Annotated in this window: 13 protein-coding genes and 2 tRNA genes; 10 read left to right on the plus strand and 5 right to left on the minus strand. The window is 33.9% G+C overall.

Annotated features, from left to right (window positions below):
• The first annotated feature begins 29 nt into the window (after positions 1–29).
• From ACFQ0R_RS07245 to ACFQ0R_RS07275, 7 genes are all read left to right on the plus strand, one after another.
• The gene (locus ACFQ0R_RS07245) at positions 30–767 is read left to right on the plus strand and encodes a hypothetical protein (protein WP_379657715.1); all 738 of its coding nucleotides are present in this window, start codon (positions 30–32) and stop codon (positions 765–767) included.
• Entirely contained in the window at positions 764–3532 is a 2769-nt protein-coding gene (locus tag ACFQ0R_RS07250; protein ID WP_379657716.1) for a TonB-dependent receptor, read from the plus strand. The genes ACFQ0R_RS07245 and ACFQ0R_RS07250 overlap by 4 nt, the downstream gene beginning before the upstream one ends.
• Positions 3533–3549: 17 nt before the next feature.
• A complete protein-coding gene (locus ACFQ0R_RS07255; protein ID WP_379657717.1) occupies positions 3550–4719 on the plus strand; it encodes a DUF4249 domain-containing protein in 1170 nt (389 codons plus the stop codon).
• A gap of 15 nt (positions 4720–4734) precedes the next feature.
• The gene (locus tag ACFQ0R_RS07260) at positions 4735–6447 is read left to right on the plus strand and encodes a hypothetical protein (RefSeq protein ID WP_379657718.1); all 1713 of its coding nucleotides are present in this window, start codon (positions 4735–4737) and stop codon (positions 6445–6447) included.
• A 1015-nt stretch (positions 6448–7462) separates the two neighbouring features.
• The gene (locus tag ACFQ0R_RS07265; RefSeq protein WP_379657719.1) at positions 7463–8281 is read left to right on the plus strand and encodes a GLPGLI family protein; all 819 of its coding nucleotides are present in this window, start codon (positions 7463–7465) and stop codon (positions 8279–8281) included.
• Between the two features lie 9 nt (positions 8282–8290).
• The gene (locus ACFQ0R_RS07270) at positions 8291–9115 is read left to right on the plus strand and encodes a GLPGLI family protein (protein WP_379657720.1); all 825 of its coding nucleotides are present in this window, start codon (positions 8291–8293) and stop codon (positions 9113–9115) included.
• Positions 9105–11759, plus strand: coding sequence for a carboxypeptidase-like regulatory domain-containing protein (locus ACFQ0R_RS07275; RefSeq protein WP_379657721.1), 2655 nt, complete (start codon positions 9105–9107; stop codon positions 11757–11759). The genes ACFQ0R_RS07270 and ACFQ0R_RS07275 overlap by 11 nt, the downstream gene beginning before the upstream one ends.
• Positions 11760–11895: 136 nt before the next feature.
• Here the strand turns inward: ACFQ0R_RS07275 and ACFQ0R_RS07280 are convergent, their stop codons facing one another.
• Positions 11896–12423, minus strand: a complete 528-nt coding sequence (locus tag ACFQ0R_RS07280; RefSeq protein ID WP_379657722.1) for a hypothetical protein — start codon at positions 12421–12423, stop codon at positions 11896–11898.
• Positions 12424–12502: 79 nt separating this feature from the next.
• Between ACFQ0R_RS07280 and ACFQ0R_RS07285 the strand changes: the two genes are divergently transcribed.
• The 3 genes from ACFQ0R_RS07285 to ACFQ0R_RS07295 all read left to right on the plus strand — a co-directional run bounded on the left by ACFQ0R_RS07285 (position 12503) and on the right by ACFQ0R_RS07295 (position 18427).
• Complete coding sequence (locus ACFQ0R_RS07285; RefSeq protein ID WP_379657723.1) at positions 12503–15472, plus strand: zinc-dependent metalloprotease; 2970 nt, start codon at positions 12503–12505, stop codon at positions 15470–15472.
• A gap of 1066 nt (positions 15473–16538) precedes the next feature.
• A complete protein-coding gene (locus tag ACFQ0R_RS07290) occupies positions 16539–17390 on the plus strand; it encodes a fructosamine kinase family protein (RefSeq protein ID WP_379657724.1) in 852 nt (283 codons plus the stop codon).
• Positions 17391–17467: 77 nt separating this feature from the next.
• Positions 17468–18427: a bile acid:sodium symporter family protein gene (locus ACFQ0R_RS07295; protein WP_379657725.1), complete on the plus strand. Its 960-nt coding sequence runs from the start codon at positions 17468–17470 to the stop codon at positions 18425–18427.
• 487 nt (positions 18428–18914) lie between these two features.
• Here the strand turns inward: ACFQ0R_RS07295 and ACFQ0R_RS07300 are convergent.
• The 4 genes from ACFQ0R_RS07300 to ACFQ0R_RS07315 all read right to left on the minus strand — a co-directional run bounded on the left by ACFQ0R_RS07300 (position 18915) and on the right by ACFQ0R_RS07315 (position 23054).
• Positions 18915–18989, minus strand: a tRNA-Pro gene (locus ACFQ0R_RS07300).
• A gap of 62 nt (positions 18990–19051) precedes the next feature.
• Positions 19052–19135: transfer RNA gene (locus ACFQ0R_RS07305), tRNA-Ser, on the minus strand.
• 104 nt (positions 19136–19239) lie between these two features.
• On the minus strand, positions 19240–19536 hold the full coding sequence (locus tag ACFQ0R_RS07310; RefSeq protein ID WP_379657726.1) for a thioredoxin family protein: 297 nt from the start codon (positions 19534–19536) through the stop codon (positions 19240–19242).
• A 59-nt stretch (positions 19537–19595) separates the two neighbouring features.
• Entirely contained in the window at positions 19596–23054 is a 3459-nt protein-coding gene (locus ACFQ0R_RS07315) for an efflux RND transporter permease subunit (RefSeq protein ID WP_379657727.1), read from the minus strand.
• Between the last annotated feature and the right edge of the window lie 3 nt (positions 23055–23057).

The following is a 23057-nucleotide window of genomic DNA, read 5'->3' on the forward strand; positions in this document are numbered from 1 at the left end:
TATTAGATCACTTCTTTATCACTTTTTTAATGTACATAAATTATACTTTATCTTTTCTATCTCTATTTATCAGTTTTTCATGTTTCGGTCAAAGTTTTTCGGAAGCAGAAATTTATTCTTGGTACGACAATCAAACTGGGATTGAAAATTCTTCATTATTTCGAGGTGTAGAATATGTGGAGGAGGATAGAATGATTAACGAAAAGCATAAATTTTTTCAATCTGATGAATTTCAAAAAGGTTGGGTGATTTATGATGGACAATTATATAATAATGTCCCCTTAAAATTCAATATATATAACGATGTGTTGATGGTGTACCTTCAACATGATCAGAAGAGTTCCTTTTTTCAATTATTCAGTGATATGGTTGATAATTTTCAGATTCATGGTCATAAATTCAAATATTTAGAAGCCAAAAATGATCCTGATATCGAAGGGTTTTACGAAGTTATAAGTGAAAATAGAGATTTTAAAATCTTCAAAAAGCATGTAAAAGACAAGAAGGAACTCAGAGATAAAAGTGTGGCCTATATTGAATTTAGTACGGCTAATCCAGATTATGTTTTTCAGATTAATGAACAGTTTTTTGACTTAGACAACCGTAGGGATTTATTTTCACGATTCCCTGACTACAAAAAAGACATCAGAGATTTTTATAAAGATTTTAGAAAGCAATCTAGAAATCAACCTGATGCGTTTATGATAAGACTCGCTGATAAAATGAACTCCCTTCTCTTAATTGCTTCAAACGATATTAAAGAATGAGAAAATATTTACTTTTTTTATTAATATTTAATTACTCTCTTCTCTATGCTCAAACAGCTGATTCAAAAATATCCTTAAGCTTCGAAAATAAAAATATTGTTGAGGTCTTAATTGAAATTGAAGAGAAAACTAAATATCAATTCTTCTTTGAAGAAAATTGGTTAGGTCTTAAAAAATTGTCTGGCGAATATTCGCAAACAAAACTTTCTGATATATTAAATGATATTTTTAAAGAAACAAATATCAACTATTTTATAAAAGAAAATCGTGTGATCCTTACCCGGGGTAGCATAATTTATGATGAGTTAGCAGATGGTTTTCTCCAAACTGAAGAGGAGATACAGGGAATTGAAGCAGATGGGGTTAAAGAAAAAAATCAAGCAGCTAATCCTATTTTCTATGTGAATAGTACAAAAAAATCTAATGCTGTTGAAACTATATTGATAGGGAAGGAAGATGGGCGTTCCGTAAAGAATTCCTATCAACTTGAAGGAAGAGTAATATCGAAACAAGGTGAACCTATTTCGGGTTTAAATATTTTAGTCCCAAATCAAAATAGCGGAACAGTAACCGATATCGATGGAAATTATAATATCAGACTACCAAAAGGAGTGAATTTGATTGAAATGCGGGGTATTGGTGTAGAAAATTTGAAAAAGCGCTTGGTGGTTTATAGCGATGGCGTCTTAAATTTCCGATTAGAAAAAAACTTTGAAGAATTAGGGGAAGTTTTGATAGAAGCAAACGCAAGAGATAATGTAAAATCTGCATTGACTGGAGTAGAAAAAATAAATGTTTCTGAAATTAAAACAATTCCTCTGGTTTTAGGCGAACGAGATATCCTAAAAGTTGCAACCACTCTGCCTGGTATTAGCACTGCAGGAGAGGCTGCAAGTGGTTATAATGTGAGAGGAGGAAAGACTGACCAGAATTTAATTTTACTGGATGAAGGAGTGATTTATAATCCTACACATTTCTTTGGAATATTTTCAGGCTTAAACCCTTTTACTACTGGTAATGTAAGTATCTACAAAGGCAGTATTCCTGCTGCATATGGAGGAAGGTTGTCTTCTGTTTTCGATCTTAATACGAGAAAAGCAGATAAAGAAAAATTTAAGGGTGAAGTTTCCATTGGACCTGTAACTGGTAACGTAAGCCTTGAGATACCCATTGTTGAAGGTAAATCAAGCTTAATTGTGGGTGGAAGGGGCACTTATTCTGACTGGATTTTGAATACTATAGATGATGAAGCTTTACAAGATAGCCAGGCCTCATTTTATGACTTTGTAGGAAAGTATAATCACGAATTTGATAATAAGGACGAATTAAATGTAAGTGGTTACTATAGTAGTGACGTTTTCAGTATAACCTCAGATTCTTTATTTAGTTATACAAATAGAATGTTTGCTCTTTCTTACAGTAAGGTTTTAAATGAAAAACACCAGGGAGAATTAGTAGCAACCAATTCTAACTATAATTTCAACTTAGACTATGAAAGTGACTTTGATAATAATTTTGACTCTGGTTACACGATCAACGAGTCTGAAGTAAAATTGAAGATGAAATATTTACATAATAAAGCACATACTCTAAATTATGGAATAAGCGCAAAATACTATAACGTCTCACCAGGTGAAGTGCGACCGGGAAATTCAGAATCATTGATAGAGCCACTTAGCATTCCTAAAGAAAGAGCTGTTGAGACTGCTGTTTACATAGAAGATAGCTTTGAGGTGAGTGATAAACTTCTAATAAATGCTGGTTTAAGGTATTCATTTTATACAGCTTTTGGACCAGCTGAAATAAATACTTATGAAGATGGTTTGCCCAGAAATGAAACGACAAATACTGGAGTAGAAAGCTATGATAGTGGTGAGGTCATAGAAACTTATGGAGGTCCAGAAGTTAGAGTTTCCGGAAGATATTTCCTTAGACCTAACTTTTCGACGAAATTGAGCTATAATAACACCTATCAGTATATTCATACCTTATCAAACAACACTACAGCTGCTCCGACCGATACTTATAAACTTTCAGATTCATTTATAAAACCACAAAGAGCAAATCAATACGCATTAGGATTTTTTAAAAATTTTGATGACAATATCTATGAACTAAGTTTAGAAGGTTATTATAAAACTGCAGACAATTTGTTGGATTATAAAGTTGGCGCTGACCTGTTTTTAAACAATAATATTGAAACTGAAGTTTTGCAAGGTGACGGAAAGGCTTACGGAGTAGAATTACTGCTTAGAAAAAAGAAGGGGGCTTTAAACGGATATTTGGGATACACCTATTCTAGGTCATTTGTAAAATTAGCAGGTGACTTTCAGGAAGAGACTGTAAATAATGGCGATTTTTTCCCCACCAATTTTGATAAACCTCATGATTTTAGTGCTGTAATGAATTATAAACTTACGCAACGCTTTAGTTTTTCAGCCAACCTTGTTTACCAAACGGGAAGACCAGTAACTTATCCTATTGGAAAATATAATTTTAATAATTCTGAATATGTTATGTACAGTGATAGAAATCAATTTAGAATCCCAGATTATTATCGATTGGATTTAAGCTTTAATGTAGAAGGAAACCATAAAATAGAAAAATTTGCACATAGTTTTTGGAATATTTCAGTTTATAATGTTTTGGGCAGGAATAATCCTTACTCGGTATTTTTTGTAACTGATAATGGTGAGGTAAAAGCATATCAGAGTTCTATTTTTGCTATTCCAATTCCTACAATAACTTATAATTTTAGATTCTAAAATAATTTGAAACGTTGATGAAATTAAAATCAAAATATATACTGTTATTTTTATTTACTGCTATCGTTGCAGTTTCCTGTGTTGAAGAAATTCCATTAGAAACCGAAGGGTTTGAAAGTGCTATTGTCATAGAAGGAACTGTGACTAATGAAGTGAAGCAGCATCAGATCAAACTTTCAGAAACTTACGCCATAGCTACAACTGGACCAAATCCCTTATCTGGAGCTGATGTTAGGGTAGTAGGGAATAGTCAACATGTTTTTGAAGAAACCGAACCAGGAATATATATATCTAGGGATAGTTTTGCTGCTGAATCAGGAGTTGACTATCAACTCAGAATTTCAGTAAATGGCCAAGACTATGAATCTGAATCTATGCAGTTGCCAATGACTAGCAGTATTGGTGAATTAGAAGCAAACAGAATAACCTTACAAGGAGAAGATGGTGTTGCAATTACCTTAAATAATCAAAACATTTCCGGTATTGGTAATTATTACCGCTATGAGTATATCGAGACATTTAAATTTACTTCTAACATGTTTAAAACAAATGACATTATTATAGAAGATGGGATTGCTAAATTAGTTCCGAAATTAAAAGAAGAATACACATGTTACCAAACAAATCAATCTCAAGACTTAATTCTTGCAAATACCAATTCACTTATAGAAGACAGTGTAAACAACCTTTTGATAAATTTTGTCGATTCAGACGAACCCAAAATATCTAACAGGTATAGTCTCCTTGTGAAACAATATGTGATAAGCAGAGAAGCTTACACCTATTTTGAAATTTTAGAAAAACTTTCAAATTCAGACAATCTCTTTTCTCAAATTCAGCCGGGTTTTTTCGCAGGAAATATTTCTAATATAAGTAATCAGGAAGAAAAAATAATTGGCTTTTTTGATATTTCATCAGTTTCAACTAAAAGGATATATTTTAATTATGAAGATTTTTATGATCCGCAAAATATAAGGCCAAAATTTGTTCCCAATTCAGCTTGTGAAGTCACTTTTCCAGAAATAGGACTCTTGATTCAACAAATTGCAAATAACGCAATTAGGTGGTATGAGACCCCTTTGCCTTTACCACTAAATCAACAACAGCCAGTTTTAGTGGTTCCGAGACGATGTGTAGATTGTACAGTTTTTGGTTCTAATGAAAAGCCTGAATTTTGGGAAGAATAATCACAAACTAAACGAATGATAAAAAATATTATTTTAATTTTTATTTCCTGTATTGGATTTGTGAATTGGTCATATTCTCAAAAGACAATCGATATAAAATTTTTACAAAACGAAGTTCCTAAGGAGCAGGTCTACATTCACGTTAATACCACTTTATTACTGAGCGGAGAAAAATTACTTTATAAATTTTATTGCGTTAATTCTGGTTCAAATAAGCTAAGTAATCTTAGTGAAACTGGATGGGTGACTTTAGTGAATTCAGATAGAGAAGAAGTTTTTCAGCATAAATTAGATTTAGACAATGGACAGGCTTATTCAGATTTTTTTATTCCTTCAGATTTGCCTTCTGGAGCCTATAAAATGCTAGGCTATACCTCATGGATGCTGAATGCTAAAGGAAATTATTTTGAACAGGACATTCATATTTTAAATCCATATCAAAAATCAAATAAAGGCCTTATTCTTAACGATAGTATTGAAGCAACAATACAAAAAGTCAAAACTCAAACTTCGAATGAATTCAGTTTAGACCTGAATAAAAATTCGTTTTCAAAGAGAGAAGAAGTAATCTTATCTATCGATAATACTAATAAAGTAAGAGGTGATTTTTCAATTTCCGTGAGGAGAATAGATGATTTTGATAAACCTAAGAGAGTTAAAAGCACCAATTTCTCGGAAATCTATAACAGAAATGCTTGGGATTTTTCTGATACTTTAATCTTACCTGAAGTAAGAGGCTCTTTTTATAGAGGTAGAATAAGAGGAGGAAATAAAGAAACCTTTCAAAGTAACAATTTAATAGTATCCTTTGCAGGTGAGAAAAATCACGTAAACATTGTTTCAGTAGACGATACGGGTGAATTTAATTTCACCGTAAATAATGGATCATCAGTCGATGAAGTCTTATTTCAACTTTTAGGTTATAATAAAGATGATTTTTCTGTAGGATTATATAAAGATAACTACCCAGATTTTTCAAAATTGAATTTTGGAAAGCAACCCACAATTCAAAAAAATCTAAAAGATTATATTCTAGAAAAAAGTATAAATAATCAAATTGAAAATGCCTTTTCCATTACCAAAGCAGATCAAGTGCTTATTCCAGAAGATAAGGCTTATTTCTTTGATGGTGAATTAATCAAATACAATCTGGATGACTATAAAAGATTCAAAGAAGTTAGTGAAACTTTTGTAGAAATAATAAAATCTGGCCGTGTTGAAAAAAGCAAAGATGAAACCTACAGCATATTTGTTAGGAATGAAAATTTCAATGGTCAATTTACACAACCCGCATTGTTGATTGTTGACGGAGTAGTTGTTCAGGATCACAGTAAATTGATTTCTTTTGGAGCAGAAAGAATCCAAACTATAGGGCTTCTCACAAGGAAAACTTTTTATGGACCAGAAACCTTTCAGGGTATAGTCACGATAGAAACTAAAGAAGGTGACTTCCCGGAAGAGTTAAGAGGTTCGTATATGAAATCTGCCAAAATCATTACATCACAAAGCCGAAAGCAGTATTATAGCCCTGACTATAAAAATGAAGATTTAGATCGCATTCCCGATTATAGATATCAACTCTGGTGGAATCCCAATGCCAACTTTAAAACTAAAAATTCAGTCAATTTTTTCACTTCCGATTTGAGCGGTAAATTTGAAATTGAACTGGAAGGATTCACTAAAGACGGAGAACCAATTTCAATTCGAAAAGTCTTTAGTGTAGATTAAATTCTATTTTTATATTAATTATAGAACCTCTGTGTAAATGCCATTTCAGTTTTCTTCTGAATTCATGCAGAACTAATTTCATATATCTCGACATTCAGCCTTAAGCTTTAGTTAGCTTGATGAGTCATCTGAAGCAAGATGAGTTACAAAAGGTTTTATCTAAAATAGGATAATCATCCAATAGCTAAACTAACTAATTCCTTAATCTTAACTAATTTATCAGTTAATAGAGTTTTTTTGCTTAGCTTTATTTGTTCACTAACTACATCCGACTTATGAAGTTTAAGCTATTTTCAATTTTATTTCTTTTATTTTATTCATTTTGCTTAGTAGTTAATGCTGTACGAAGCATAGAACTCCGTCTCTTAAATGATTAGAAGGATTAGCTTGTGATTTAATTTCGATAAGCTTTGCTTTTTATATTTTTCATTATATAAATTTGTTTTTATTGCTAAAATGTACGGTTTAACCGTAATTCTGTTACGGTTAAACCGTACATTTTGCCTTTTGATTGAACATTTAACATTTATATGCTTTGTAGTTATGATTTTAATTATACGTTCGTAGACGTAATTAAATCATACTTCCAATTTTTATGACTTAGTTACAAGGTGTTGCAACACCAACTGTACAGTTTTTATTTGACAACTTATAAAATAAATTGGGTTTGTAAGTGGTCAAATTGATTTAAAACAAAATGTTTAATCGAACTCAAAATTCTGAGTTCATAAAATTTTAAATTATTAAAAAATTCCTTTTTAGGAACGGCTTTTTTATTGTCTGTAGGTTCAGCAACATTTGCTAGTTCTTATACTTCGGAAAATATAGTTGAAGCATTTGAATGTTCGCCTTTTACACTTACATGTGGTATTCAAGGCGTAGCCTGCGATTTTGATGACACAGAAGCTTTAATGAATGAGATTCGATCAATTGATGAAGATCTTTGTACCGACTAGTTAAGATAAGTTTAATTCAAAGGTTCGTTGAAATAACGAACCTTTTTAATGAAAATCAAATGAAGAGAATATTTTTTTTACTACTGGTTATAGTCAGTATACAGGCAATCTCACAAAGTGAATTAAAAGATTTTACAGCTAATTTTGAAGTTACTTACCGATTAGAATATATTTCAGATTCTACTAATTTAGACAAAAAATCAACTGAAGATTTTTATCTTTTCGTAGGGGAACACACATCTAAATTTATAAGTGTCAATAAACGAATAGGTGATTCTATTACTAAAAAAATGGTAGAAAATTTTAATGGATCTATTAATCTCTCAAATAAAAACATCCCAAAGACTAAATTTTCTGAAGTTATTTACAAAAACTATCACACAAATCAATTATTCTTCGTTGGAAGAATAGGTAGTGATAAATTTTTGTATGAAGAAGACATTCAGCCTTATACTTGGGATATTAAACAAAAAAAGAAAGTTATCAATAACTTCAAAGTACAGAAAGCTATTACCAAATTTGGAGGACGAGAATACACGGCCTGGTTTACAGAAGAAATTCCAATTCCACAAGGTCCTTATAAATTTGATGGTTTGCCCGGTTTAATTGTCGAAATAGAAGATAGCGAAAGTCATTATAGCTATCAATTGATTTCTTTTAAAGATTTAGATAAGGGTAAAAAAATAGAGTATCTAAATACGAACGATGGCTATGTAAAGACGACTAAACATGATTTTTACAATTCTAAAAAAGATTATTATTCTGATTATTTTAAAAGATTAAATCAAAAAGGATTTTCTTTTGGTCTAAGCTCTAAAGAAAAGCGAAAGGTCCAACAAAAGTTTGATAAACGTAATAACCCTATAGAATTAGAATAAAACTATCTTATGAAATATTCATTTCCCTTCCTCATTTTTAATTTACTCTTTCTATGTTCTCAAGCACAAGAGTTAACCGATAAATTTAAATACAAAGTCACTTACGAGTTAACCTGGCAAATCGACTCTACAGATGTCGAATCAGTCCAAAGCGAAAGCATGCTGCTTTTTACTGGGGGAGCAAGTTCTAGATTTTCTAGTGAAGGAAAACATATTGGAGACTCGATACAAAGCGTTTATAGTCAACGCGAACGCACGCCGCAAAGTTATAGTGAAATGCGATCTAAAATGCCAAAGACTGAATTTGAGTATTACATAATAAAAGGTTTAGCCTCTCGAGAAATCAGGTATAGGGAGAAAATAATAAAAGATTATTACGAATATATTGAGGACTTTTCGAACCTAGAGTGGTACATTTTATCTGAAACAAAAGAAATAGCAGGTTTTGCAGTTCAAAAAGTAAAAACAAATTATGCTGGGCGACATTACACAGCCTGGTTTACTACTGAAATTCCAATTTCTGACGGCCCATACAAATTTAATGGTTTGCCTGGGCTGATTGTAGAAATAGCTGATGAAAAGGAATTTTATGTGTTTGAGTTAACAGGTTTTAAAAGTTTAAAAGAACCAATATTCAATACTCAAACCAACGAGGAATATTTAGAAACTGACAAATCCAGTTTTCTGGAAATTAAAGAAGAGTACAATGCCAACCCTATCGGTGCCATGGAGCAAACTGGAATAAGTTTTCAATTTAAGCCTGGACAAAAAGAGAAATTAATGAAAGAGCATAGGGGTGAATTAAAGAAGAAGAACAACCCCATTGAACTGTAATAATTTGAGGGAAGTTGTCTTTTATTTATTCACCTTAGTTAGTGTTTCAGGTATTGCGCAATCCACAATTTCTGGTAAAGTCAGTAATGAAAATAATCAAGGATTAAGCGGGGCAACTGTGATGGTCAGTAAAGATTCTACAGGAACTATTCTAGCTTATGGCATCAGTGGAGGTAAAGGTGAGTTCAACGTCAAGTTGGATTCAGAATTAGATTCGCTCTTTCTTAAAGTATCGTACATAGGCTATGCAAGCTGGCAGCAACACATTCAGAATAAAGATCAGCAGCTCGATATCCAGCTTTCACCCTCATCTGAAGAACTCAAGGAAGTTCTGGTCGAATCCAAAGAAATAGAACAAAGAGGCGACACGCTCAACTATTCGGTCTCGGCATTTTCAGATCAAAAAGACCGCGTAATCGCTGATGTGCTCAAAAAAATGCCTGGGATAGAAGTGATGCCTGGTGGCCAGATCAAGTATCAAGGAAAGCCGATTGAAAAATACTACATAGAAGGTCTGGACTTGCTGGAAGGCCGCTACAATTTGGCCAATAATAATATCGCTGCCAAAGATGTCTCGCAAGTCCAAATTCTGGAAAATCACCAACCTATCAAAATGCTGGATAGTCTGGAATTTTCGGAACGCGCTTCGCTCAACATCAGACTTAAAAAAGAAGTGACTGTAAGCGGCAATGCCGAACTAGGTTCTGGATTTTCACCTTTGTTGTGGAAAGCCAAAATTACGCCTATGCTGTTTACCAAAAAGAATCAGGCCATTGTAACTTACCAGGCTAATAACACGGGAAGCGATGTCTCGAGAGAAATCAGAGATTTTTCTATAGAAGATTTTGGTCGGGAAGAGTTTGACATTTCAAAGACGGACTGGCTATCGATACGGCAACTGGTAGAGCCACCTTTTTCTCAAGAACGCTGGCTGGATAATAATGTGCATTTGGGGTCTGCCAATTATTTGATACGGCTTAAAAAAGACGTCGATCTCAAAACCAATATCTCTTATCTTAATGATGCCCAGCAACAAATCGGGAAGACGCAAACTCGTTTTTTCACTCCCACCGATACTATCGATCTGTCAGAAAACACCAACAACGATTTGTTTATGAGTACGCTGCAATCCAAGTTTATTTTGGAACGAAATACAAACGACAATTATTTGAAAAACGAACTGGAGGTCAATGGATTTTGGGATTCTCAACGCGGATCTATTAACACGGGAAACAGTCAGGTGCAGCAACAGCTTTCAAACCCATTTTCAGTGATTCGTAATAAATTACGGTTTTTGCAGCCTGTAGGAAAGCAGGTGGTCACCTTTAAGTCCAACACGGGGTATACCGAAGCCAATCAAAGCCTGAATGTGAGCCCCGGCCAGTTTGAAGCCTCGGTAAATGACAGCGAAGCTTACCGGGAATTGCAACAAACTGTAGCAACCAATACCTTTTTCAGTGATAATACGGCGGGATTTACCAAACGAATAAAAGGCATCACTGTTTCTCCAGAAGTAGGGGTTTCTGTAAAGAACCAGTCTTTAGGGAGTCAGCTAAGGATTCTTGATACCAATAGAGTTGAGACTTTAGGTGGTGATTTTCAAAACAGTCTTGATTTTTTAAGCACTCGCTTTTATGCCACCAGTAAATTTGTATATAAAAGAGGAGACTGGAATATAAGGCTAACCACGCCTGTCAATCTGAGGAGTTTTGATATCCAAGATACTTCATTAGAAGAAAATCAAGATATTAGTCGCGTCACGTTCGAACCTAGTCTGTACGTGAGAAATAAAATTTCAGCTTTTTGGGAAACCAGCATTTCAGCCAATCTCAATAACGATTTTGGTGATATGAAACAATTGTATTATGGATTTATATTCAACAATTACCGAAATCTTCAGCGGTACAATTCGCCTTTGCCAGAAAACGTTAGTCAGAATTACTCCTGGAGACTTCGATTTAGGAATCCATTAAAATCCATCTTTGCCAATCTTTCCTATTCTTTTAATCGGACAAAACGTAATTTGTTGTACAGCAACGAAATTGCACTCAATGCTGCTACGATTTTTGAAGCTATAGAGCAAGACAATCTTTCAAACTCTCATAGAATTAATGCTAAAGGCAGTAAATACTTTAGAGATTTAAAAACGACTTTAAGCCTAGGAAGCAATTTTACCATTTCCAATCGCGAGCAAATCCTAAACGGCAATCTAGCTGATATAGAAAATCAAAATCTTGGGTTTGATCTAGGTTTGGAATTTGAAGTGACCGACTGGTTAAGCGCCAGTTATACTGGAAATTATAGCCTGCTGCAAACCCGTTTTGAAGCTAGGAATTTTGACGAGATACAAACTCAGCAACATGAGTTAGATCTTTTTTTCTATCTGGCAGACCATCAATATTTCAGTGTCAATTCAGAATACTACTACAATAACATTTCAGCAGAAAATCAGGATAATTACTTCTTGAATTTCAACTATCAATACACCTTTGACGAGCTAGGCATAGACCTGAATGCGAGTTGGAATAATGTATTGAATACCGATGAATTTGTACGCGTTTCCAACACAGATTTTTCTTATGTGCAAAGTACTTATAGACTGCGACCTACTCAATTTTTATTATCAGTGAAGTTTTTGTTTTAATAACAGGTTAGAGAAATCAGGTAGATTTTTGACAGGTTCCTTCTGAATCTGATAATACAATTTTTAATGATGTGAGTTATTAAATTTTAAACTTTAATTCACTTAAAGTTTTAAGTACGATGAGCCAATGAAGCGCTTACCAATTCGTAATTGAAAATTCTTTAATTTTTTGTGGAATTCCAGGAACCTCAAATTCTAAAGTATAAGTTACGGATTTATCTTTGTTTGTTTCAATCTGAAAAACACCCTTTTCAACAGTGAAATACCCGGACTGTTCTCTACAAAAGCATAATCTTCCAAATAAAATTTGAACATCTTTCAAATCTTTACCCTCTAGTCTTAGGTTTTGTATCTTAGGATTAATTTCAATATATATAATCTCTGTGTATTTATCATCTGCTATTCTTGGGTCTTGGTCACTATTATATTCAAATTTTAATACCTTACTTTTACCATCAGAAAGTTGAGGGTAAAGAGCACCAGTACCATCTGTTTTTATATCTAGTTTTCTGTTTTCTATTACTTCGAAGTTACAATTCCCATCTTCTGGACAACTGTTTTTAATGCTTAGTATTTGTTTTTCTGATTCTAAGCTTTGATGATTGGTTTTGCAAGCTATTAAACTTAATAATAAGCTCAGCAAGAAGATTGATTTAAGGTTCATATTATATTTTTTTTACTAATTTTCTTTAGATATATTAAAATAATATTAATTTTAAGCCAAACATAACAAAATAGATTTTATGAAACATTTTAACATTGCTTTATTAATATTAATTTTCTTTGCAAATTTAGGTTTTGCTCAGAGCCAAAATTCCTTTTGGACCGTAGTAGATGAAAGTCAAGTAACTAATGAAGATACTCAATTCTACAAATCAATACCTGAGATTAGTAGCTTTCTTAAATTAGATCAAGAACGAATGGTACGTTTTTTAGAAAGTGTTCCTAAGCGAGATAATGATAACAAATCTGGGAAAATAATTAGTTTTCCAAGTGCAGACGGATCTCTAGAATCGTTTAATGTGATGGAAGCATCTGTGATGACTCCAGAACTTCAGGAACAATTTCCAGCTACAAGGTCTTTTATAGGTAAAGGAATAGATAATCCTTCTTCAATTTTAAGGTTTAGTATTTCTAAAGAAAAAGGATTGAGCTCGATGGTCTTATCTGCTGGAAAAACTGTTTTCATTGAACCTTATAGTTTAAGTAATAGTATATACATAAGCTTTATAAATTCAGTTAATGATATAAACGAGGATACTTTTGAGTGTTTAACTGAATCAACTCCTGTAAAAAATCAAATCTCAGACGAGGAATTCAAAGCCTTAAAAAACGCAAATGACGGTGAACTTAGAACTTACAGATTAGCCTTAGCTTGTACTGTAGAGTACGCTCAATATCATGGAGGAACACTTGAAGATGTTGTAGCAGCTATGAACGCTTCAATGACAAGAGTGAATGGTATTTATGAACGTGATTTGGGTGTTACTATGGTAATGGTCCCAAATGAGAGTATCATATTTCTTGGACCTAACACAAATTCAGACCCCTACACAAATGGCAGCGGATCATCTATGCTAGGAGAGAATCAAACAACATGTGATAATAATATAGGAACAGAAAATTATGATATTGGTCATGTTTTTAGTACCGGAGGCGGTGGAGTAGCGTATTTAAATTCTCCATGTACTGGTATTAAAGCAGGAGGTGTGACAGGTCAGTCCGCTCCAGTAGGAGATACGTTTGATGTAGACTATGTGGCTCATGAAATGGGACATCAGTATGGTGCTAATCACACTCAAAATAATAATTGTAATAGATCTGCAGTTTCTGTTGAACCAGGAAGTGCTTCTACTATAATGGGCTATGCTGGAATTTGTGCGCCTAATGTTCAGAATAATAGCGATGATTATTTTCATGGTGAAAGCATTAAAGAAATGTGGCTAAATGTTTTTCAGGGAAACAGCAGTGGTTGTTCAGAAAATACACCTACAGCTAATAACGCTCCTGTAGCCGACGCAAGAGCTGATTATTCAATCCCTAAGTCAACACCTTTTATTTTAAAAGGTAGCGCTTCAGATTCAGACGTAGATGATATACTTACCTATACTTGGGAGCAAAATGATAGAACACCTGCAACGATGCCTCCTGAGTCAGTTTCTACTGCTGGGCCAGTATTTAGATCTTTATCTCCTACAACCTCACCAGATCGTTTTATGCCTGCTTTTAGTACAGTGTTATCTGGCTCACTAGCTTCTACTTGGGAAGTTGTACCTTCAGTTGCAAGAACAATGAGTTTTTTATTCACAGTAAGAGATAATTCGATTTTAGTAGGTAATACAAGTTCTGACGAGGTTGTTGTAACTACAGTTGACACTACACCATTTTCTGTACAAACTCCTCCTACGTGGGCTCCAGGCTCTACTCAAACAGTAAACTGGACTGTTGGTGATAGTGATATTGCTCCAATAAATTGCCAAATAGTGAATATCTATTTTTCTGAAGATGGGCAAGATTTTTCTACAGAACTTGCTATGGGCGTTCCTAATTCAGGTTCTGCTGAGGTTACATTACCAAATATAAGTGCAACGTCAGATGCGAGAATACTAATTGAAGCAGCAGATAACATCTTTTATTCAGTTTCTGAGTCTTTTAATTTAGATTCTACTCCTGATTTTAATATCAATGCAGTTACAGCAGAACAGAATGTTTGTAACCTCGATATTGTAAGTTTTGTATTTGATTATTCAACCTCTAATGGTTTCTCTGAAACTACAACTTTTTCTGCAGTAGGACCTAATGATGCTGTTTTAAACTTTACACCTCCTAGCTTAAATGAGGATGGTACATTTACTCTTGAAGCTAGAAACCTTTTAAATGTAACTCCAGATAATTATCTAATTGAAATTACTGGAACTTCTGAATCAATTTCTAAATCTATTAATGTAAACCTGAATATTCTAAGTGGTGCTTGTGAATCTGTCGGAAATACTTCTTACAATACTAGTACTACTGGTGTAATCATAAATGATGGTGAAACAGACATCCTCAGTAACTTAAATACTGGCAAACCTTCTGGTTATAGTGATTATACAGGTATTGTTACTGACTTAGCAATTGACAAAGAGTATGAACTGTCAGTAAATGCAAATAGTGACGGTAACTTCCAAGTCATTACTTACGTTTGGATAGATTGGAACCAAAACTGTAGTTTTGATGATCCAGGAGAGCAATACGATTTAGGAACATCGGTCAATGTCTTAAATGATCCAACTTCAAATTCTCCTTTACTATTTACAGTTCCTGAAGATGCATTATTGGGGAATACAACGATGAGAGTCACGACAAAATATACTTCTCCTAATGCCAATAACTTTCCTTTGCCTTGTGAAAACGGTCATGATGCCGAAGTTGAAGATTATACTATTAACGTTAATTCTACATTAAGTGGAGATTCTTTTAAATTTCAGGATTTAACAATTTATCCAAATCCTAGTCAAGGTAAATTCAAGGTTGAGTTTAATGCTGTAAATAGTACAAATGTTGAATTAACCGTTTTTGATTTAAGAGGTCGTTCTCTATTCAATAAAAAATATGATGTTTTCGGAAGATTTAATCATGAAGTTAATCTTAACAGCTTATCATCAGGAGTTTATTTAATGGAAATTAGTGATGGCTCAAATAAATTCACGAAAAAGATAGTTATTGAATAATAACTAAATTTTAGTGCATTATTGAGTAAAGGCCAAAACTTTTATATAAAGTTTTGGCCTTTTAAATTTAAGACCTAAAACACAGGCTTTCAGTTATTGTTTTTGGCGTCTTCACTCAAATCTTTTTAAATTCTTATATCAAAGTCATATTCATGCATGATTTCCAATAAATTAATAATTAATCTTTCAAAACCATGATTTGACTGCCTATATTTAATATTAATTTTCATACTAATGGTATGATCTTATTTAGCTAATTTTTTTCCAATAAAAAAACAAACAATTTAGAGGACCAGAAATGCTAAATAACTTTCTCAAAAGAAGCAAGACTTTAGAAAATTGTAAAAACAAAAACAATCCTTCTGTATGGTTAATCCACTATGCTATTGGATTTGTTTTTGCAGTTGTTTTCATTTTTCTTTATAGCAATAACTTGATTTATTTTAATAACGATCCGCAAAAGTTCATTTAAAATTTTTCTACTTGCATTTAATTTTCGTTCACGTTGTATTTTCTTTATTCTTAATGGCTTTCTTTTATTTGTTTTTTAATTATAAACTGAAATGTATTAGTCTTTAAGCTATCAGCTAATTATTTCTGATAAAGATTATCTCGATCTTTCCCAATGCTACTATTTAAAATGACATCAATTACCTCACTTCCTGAATAATTTGATGTTATATGTTTATCACTTTTATTGTATTTCAAATCGATATATGATTTGAAGATTTCTTAAAAGCTTGCAATACTAGGTTTTATAACAGTATCAAATTTCTCTTTTTCTGACTATTTTAATTCCAATCCTAAGGATTGGTTTAAACTAAATGAAAGCACCCTTATTTTTTATTGATGATATCCTAAAACAAACTTTTGTCTATATCTTAAAGATCAAAATCATCTGTAAATAACCTATCTTAATTTCACATAACCCCGTCCTGGGAGGAGAGATCAACTGAAGGATTTAAGTTGAATTCAATCCTTTCTCAGGTTAAGCGCCACTCAGTTTTAAATTATTTGGTAATTTCAAACTGAATTCTTTAGTTTTAATAATAAATCTTTTATTCCAATGCTTTCAGCAGATCTTAAAAAACACCTTGAAGAGCGTTTCAGCTTTACTATAAAATCAGTTCAACCTTTAAGCGGAGGAGATATTAATTCAGTGTATCATTTAAAATGTAAGGAAGCGCATTTTGTCCTCAAGGTAAATAAGGCCAGTTTTTTTCCAGACATGTTTCATAAAGAATCCAGTGGGTTGTTTGCCTTACGAGCAACTGAGACGATTTATATTCCTGAGGTTCCAGGCTATGGAGATTTCGATTCTCATATATATTTGTTGATGGAGTATAAGCCTACCGGACAGATCAATCAGGAATTTTGGGAGTTGTTTGGCCAGCAGTTAGCCGATTTGCATCTAAACACACAGGAGACTTTTGGCTTTAAAGAAGACAATTATATAGGAAGTTTGCCTCAGTATAATGGCAAAGCAACATCTGCTTCAGAATTTTATAGGGAGCAGCGCTTAAAGCCTCAGCTTAAAATGGCAAAGGACAATGGTTATGAATTTGAGAACATAGAGACCTTATATCAAAAGCTGGAGCAGATCATTCCCGATGAGCCTCCATCCTTAATTCACGGCGATCTTTGGTCTGGTAATTATATGGTCAATTCTGATGATCAACCCTGTTTAATTGATCCGGCAGTAGCTTACGCTCCCCGAGAAATGGATCTGGCCATGATGAAGCTCTTTGGAGGATTTGACGACAAGATGTTTCACGCTTATCATGAATCCTTTCCATTAGAACAGGGTTGGGAAAATCGGATTCCCTTATGGCAACTCTATTATATACTTGCTCACGTTAACTTGTTTGGTGGTCACTATTATCAAAGGGCAAAGAAATTAATAGAATACTATCTTTAATAGTTAAAATCTGAACGTAGATTGACTTAGAATTACTCAAGTAGTTTTGTAGATTTAATTTTTTTTAATTCCTGTAAATGAAGATAGATAAATTTGTTCTGGCAATAGTGTTGACTATTGTGATTGCATATTTTTTTCCAAAGTTTGGTGAGGGTGAAAGTGTGATTCCATTAGACCGTATTGCTAGCATTGGTATTTCAATGATATTCTTTTTTTATGGTCTGAAGTTAAGTTTAAAACAATTAGTCTCAGGTCTAAAAAACTGGCGATTACATTTACTTGTTCAGTTATCTACTTTTTTGTTATTCCCTTTCTTAGTCATCGTTTTTTATCCTTTTTTCCAGGGGGATACTACTGAATCTTTATGGTTAGCCTTTTTATTTCTGGCGGCACTTCCTTCTACGGTATCTTCCTCAGTCGTTATGGTGTCTTTAGCAAAGGGAAATGTATCCGCAGCTATTTTTAACGCTAGTATCTCAGGATTGATAGGTATTGTCATTACTCCTCTATGGGTGGGGATTTTCTTGCAACAGTCCAGTGTGGATTATAGTCTGGCGGATATTTACCTGAAGCTGCTTATAGAAATACTCCTTCCAGTCGTCTTTGGTTTATTTTTGCAGAAGTATCTGGGCAAATTTGTTCGGAAGTATTCCGCGTATTTAACCTGGTTTGATAAATCCATAATCCTCCTGATAATCTATAAAAGCTTCGCCGAATCTTTTGAGGAAGGTGTCTTTACAACAGTAAAAGTTTTTGATTTGGTTTTAATCAGTCTAGGCGTTGTGATTTTATTTTTTGTAGTTTACTTTACGATTGGTTATATATCTAGAAGGCTCAACTTTAATCGACAGGATCAAATCACAGCTCAGTTTTCTGGAACAAAAAAGTCTCTGGTACACGGGACTGTGTTTTCTAAGATTCTGCTACCAGAATCTTTAGCTTTGGGGCTTATGTTGTTACCGCTTATGCTATTCCATGCCTTTCAAATTCTGGTGATTAGCTTTATAGCTACTAAAGCAGGAAGATTTAGAAATTGAACCTTAGACTTTTTAATTATTAGCTTTTCTTGGTCGGGTTCGCAGCTCCGATGCTTCGGAGAAACCTTTTGACTTCCATTGATTTATTGAAACTACTTTATGTTGCTGATAGGAGTTAGGTAAGCTTTAAAGGCAGTATGACCTCCGTGATAAGTGTGTGATCCTGAATATAGGTTTGTTGCTCAAGAAAAGCCAGCACCTATCGGTGCTTATATCTTTTTATTTATTCTATTTATGAAAGCTATCACTTTCAACATATCACAAATAAAAAAGCCAGTAATCTTTTGATTACTGGCTTTTCTTAGTCGGGGTGGCAGGATTACCTCCCTGTGGTCGGAGATCCTGAAAATGGGTTTGTTGCTTAAGATTATCCAATCCAGGCTATCGCCTGTACGTCTTTTTTGTCTTTTTCACATTCAAATCCTTTGGATTTGATGCTCTAAAACAAAAAAATCCAACCACAACTTGTGTGATTGGATTTTCTTAGTCGGGGTGGCAGGATTCGAACCTGCGACCTCCTGCTCCCAAAGCAGGCGCGATGACCGGGCTACGCTACACCCCGAATGATGTATATTGACTTAAACTTTACTTCTAGATGGGTCTCGCTTCATCTAAATATATCAGCGGAGAGACAGGGACTCGAACCCTGGCGACGTTTGACCGTCGACAGATTAGCAATCTGCTGCATTACCACTCTGCCACCTCTCCAATGTATTTTTAAGAACTTACGCGTTTTGCGGTTGCAAATATAAGTCCATTTTTAATTTTGACAAAACTAAAACACATTATTTTGCAGTTTCTTTTTTTCTTACCTAAGAATTGTCTTCAAGCAACACAATAAGGTCATTTGCATCTAGCTTACCGCTCTGTCTCCATATCATCTCTCCTTGTCTATATAGCATAAAAGTAGGAAGATTCTTAACTTTTAGAGCCTCAGATAATTGCTTGTTTTTTTCTGCATCAATTTTTATGAGCTTGGCTTTGTCTCCTAAAGCTGCACTTACATCCTTAAGTTGATCATGAATATTTTCACAATCCTCACTCCAGTCTGCAAAGAAAGTGAGTAGAATGGGTTTTTGTTCATCAATGAGTTCACCAAATTTGGTCATCTGTAATTGAATTTTTTTAAAATTAATTCAAAATTTGTCATTTACCAAATCTTTTATTATTAGCTACTTACAGTCTCCGGCTGTTTTCGAAATCTTAATTTGGCTCTGGTGACTAAATAGAACATGACGGGCACTACAATCAAAGTCAAAAAAGTGGCGAAAATCAAACCAAAAATCACAGTCCAAGCCAACGGCCCCCAGAAAATTACATTGTCACCACCAATATAGACATTTGGAGCATAGTTGACGAAAAGTCCAAAGAAATCAATATTCAAACCTACAGCCAGTGGAATTAAACCTAAAACTGTTGTGATTGCCGTTAGCAGGACTGGACGTAAGCGCGATTTTCCTCCCGCGACAATTTCTTCAAAATATTGCTGTTTTGTTAGCATTTCATCATCTTCAATATCTAATTTTTCTTTTCTGCGATCAATTAATATTTGTGTATAATCTACAAGTACAATAGCATTGTTGACTACAATTCCTGCGAGAGAAATAATACCCATCATCGTCATAATAATGATAAAATCCATTTGAAAAATACCTAGTCCAAAAAACACTCCACCCAAACTTAAAATAACTGCCATTAATATGATAAGGGGTTTTGAAATAGAATTGAATTGAGCGACTAAGATCAACAGAATTCCACCAACAGCAAGTAAAAGTGCTTTCAGTAGGAAAGCTAGGTTTTCATCTTGTTTTTCTTGTTCACCTGTAAATTTGTAATCAATACTCTCATCTATTTCAAAATAGTCCAATTCTTTTTCCAGCTGAGTGACGATCTCATTACCATTATAACCTCCAAGAACATTGGAGTAAACAGTAATAACACGCTTTAAGTCTTTCCTGTTAATCGAAGAGAATGTTGATGTAGGTTCAGTTTCAATTAACGTTGAAATGGGTGTCTGGATAATCTCTCCCTTATTGTTTCTAAAGGTGACCGGTTGGTTGAAAATTGTGTTTTCATCGTATCTAAACTCCTCATTAAACCTAACATTAATTTGATAGTCATCCTCATCATCTTTGAAAGTTGAGGCTTCTTCTCCAAAAACAGAACGCCTAATCACTTGTCCAACTTGGGCAGTAGAAATACCAAGTTGTCCTGCTTTGGCTTTATCAACTTTAACGTTCAATTCAGGTTTAGATTTATTGATATCTATTTTCAATTCTTCTATACCTTCGATTCCAGTTTCCTCTATGAATTCTCTCATACGTTCAGCTTCTGCCAACATAAGATCGTAATTTTCGCCTTTCAACTCAATGTTAATCGGATATCCGGCTGGTGGTCCAGCTTCATCTTTTTCAACAATGATAGAAACACCTGGAAAACCTTTAACAGCTTCTCTCACTTCTTCGAGAACCTGACTACTTTTGACACCTCTTCTAAGCTTGAATTCTCGCATGGATAGAGTGACCTTTCCTCGATGTGGCATTTCATTAGTTTGTCCAGCATTTGCTCTTGGGTTTCCAGAACCTTTACCTACCTGGGAAATTGCGGATTCTACCATGAAATTATACCCATCCTCATCTTCATATTTTTCTATAGCATCGAAAATTTGTTCTTCTACTTTCTTCGTTAGTTCATTGGTTTTTTTGATATCAGTACCTTCAGGATATTCTATGTAAGCCATTATCTGATTCGGCTGATTCTCAGGAAAGAATAAAACTTTAGGCTGAACAATTCCCACAAAGACAAATGATAAAATCAATATACCAATAGTTCCAAAGAAAACTAAATATGCTTTTTTCTTATAAAGAGCAAAATTCAAAGAACTCTCGTATATATTTTCCAATTTCTTAAGGAAAGTAAATTGAAAGTAATAAATGGCTTTTAATAAAAATAATTTATAAACCCAAAGTAAAATTGAGGCCAAAATAGCTAAATTACCAAGCCCTCTAAAGGCTCCAATATCCGCTGCAAATCCAACAACAAGAGATATAACTCCAATGATGAGTAAAATCAAACTCCATCGTATTACCTGTTTGTTTTTCAATTTTTCCTCTTCAACTTTCATAAAGTCTGACGTTAGCATCGCATTGATGACCAAGGCCACAAACAGGGAAGAACCCAAAACAACTGAAAGGGTAATAGGAAAGTAAATCATGAATTTACCAATGGTGCCAGGCCATAAGCCCAAAGGGAAAAAGGCAGCCAAAGTTGTGGCCGTAGAAGCTATAATAGGCCATGCTATTTCTCCAATACCCTGCTTTGCTGCTGCGACTCTGCTCATGCCTTGATCCATAAGCGAATAGACATTTTCAACTACCACAATACCGTTATCCACAAGCATTCCAAGTCCCATGACCAAGCCAAATAATACCATGGTATTCAGAGTGAAACCAAGAGCTGAAAGAATGATAAGAGATAATAACATAGACATAGGGATCGCTACCCCTACAAAAAGAGCATTCCTAAAGCCTAAAAAGAACATCAGGACGATAATAACAAGTAAAACCCCGAAGATGATATTATTAACTAAATCATTAACCTGGTTTTCAGTTTTGATGGATTGGTCGTTGGATAAACTGATATTTAAAGTTTCAGGAAAATAATTTTCCTCTTCATTGTCAACAATTTTTTTGATTTCTTCAATTGCTTCAATCATGTTTTTACCAGCTCTTTTTTTCACGTCGAGCATGACTACCTGTCTTCCGTAATCTCTGGCGAAAGTGGTTGGGTCTTTAGTCTGGAAATTGACCTTAGCGATATCTCTTAAGTAAACCTCACCGCCGTCGTTTTTGACCACAATGTTATTCAGTTCATCAGGATGATCTATCTCTCCAAGAATTCTGATGTTTTTTTCAAAACCATTAGATATTATATTTCCTCCGGAAATGGTTTTGTTTTCATTTCTAATAGATGTAATAATGTCGTTAAAACTTACCTGCATCGCCGCCATCTTGTATATATCTACAGCGACTTCCACTTCTTTATCATCAACACCTCTTACATTAGCTTCTTTTATCTGAGGCAATAATTCAATCTTATCTTGAAGGTATTCAGCATAATCTTTTAATTGCTGAATGTTGAAATTACCAGTAAAACTGATATTCAGAATAGGGAATTCTTCAGAAACATTAAGGTCGAATACATTGGGTTCAACTTTAGCACCGTTATCCAGAGTAGGCCAGGTTGTCTCAGACTTCACAAGATCCACTTTGTCTTTGATGAGTTGCTTGGCATTTTGTACTTCTACATCTTCCTCAAATTCCACGATGACCATGGAGTAATCCTGCATGGTGGTTGAAGTGATTTCTCTCACTCCTTTCACGTCTTTGAATTCTTCTTCCAATGGTTCTGTGATGAACTTTTCAATGTCTTCAACAGAAGTGCCAGGTTCTACAGAACTGACATAGATTTTGGTTTCCACAATTTCAGGAAAATCTTCCCTAGGCATATTATAATAGGACATGATTCCGCCAATCAAAATGATAGCGATAATCACATAAACGGTCATCTTGTTATCTATCGCCCAAGAAGAAATTCCAAATTCTTTATAAGTGTTTTTCTTTGCCATGAA

It is taken from the genome of Psychroflexus salinarum (genome assembly GCF_042677225.1).
Lineage (GTDB): Bacteria > Bacteroidota > Bacteroidia > Flavobacteriales > Flavobacteriaceae > Psychroflexus > Psychroflexus salinarum.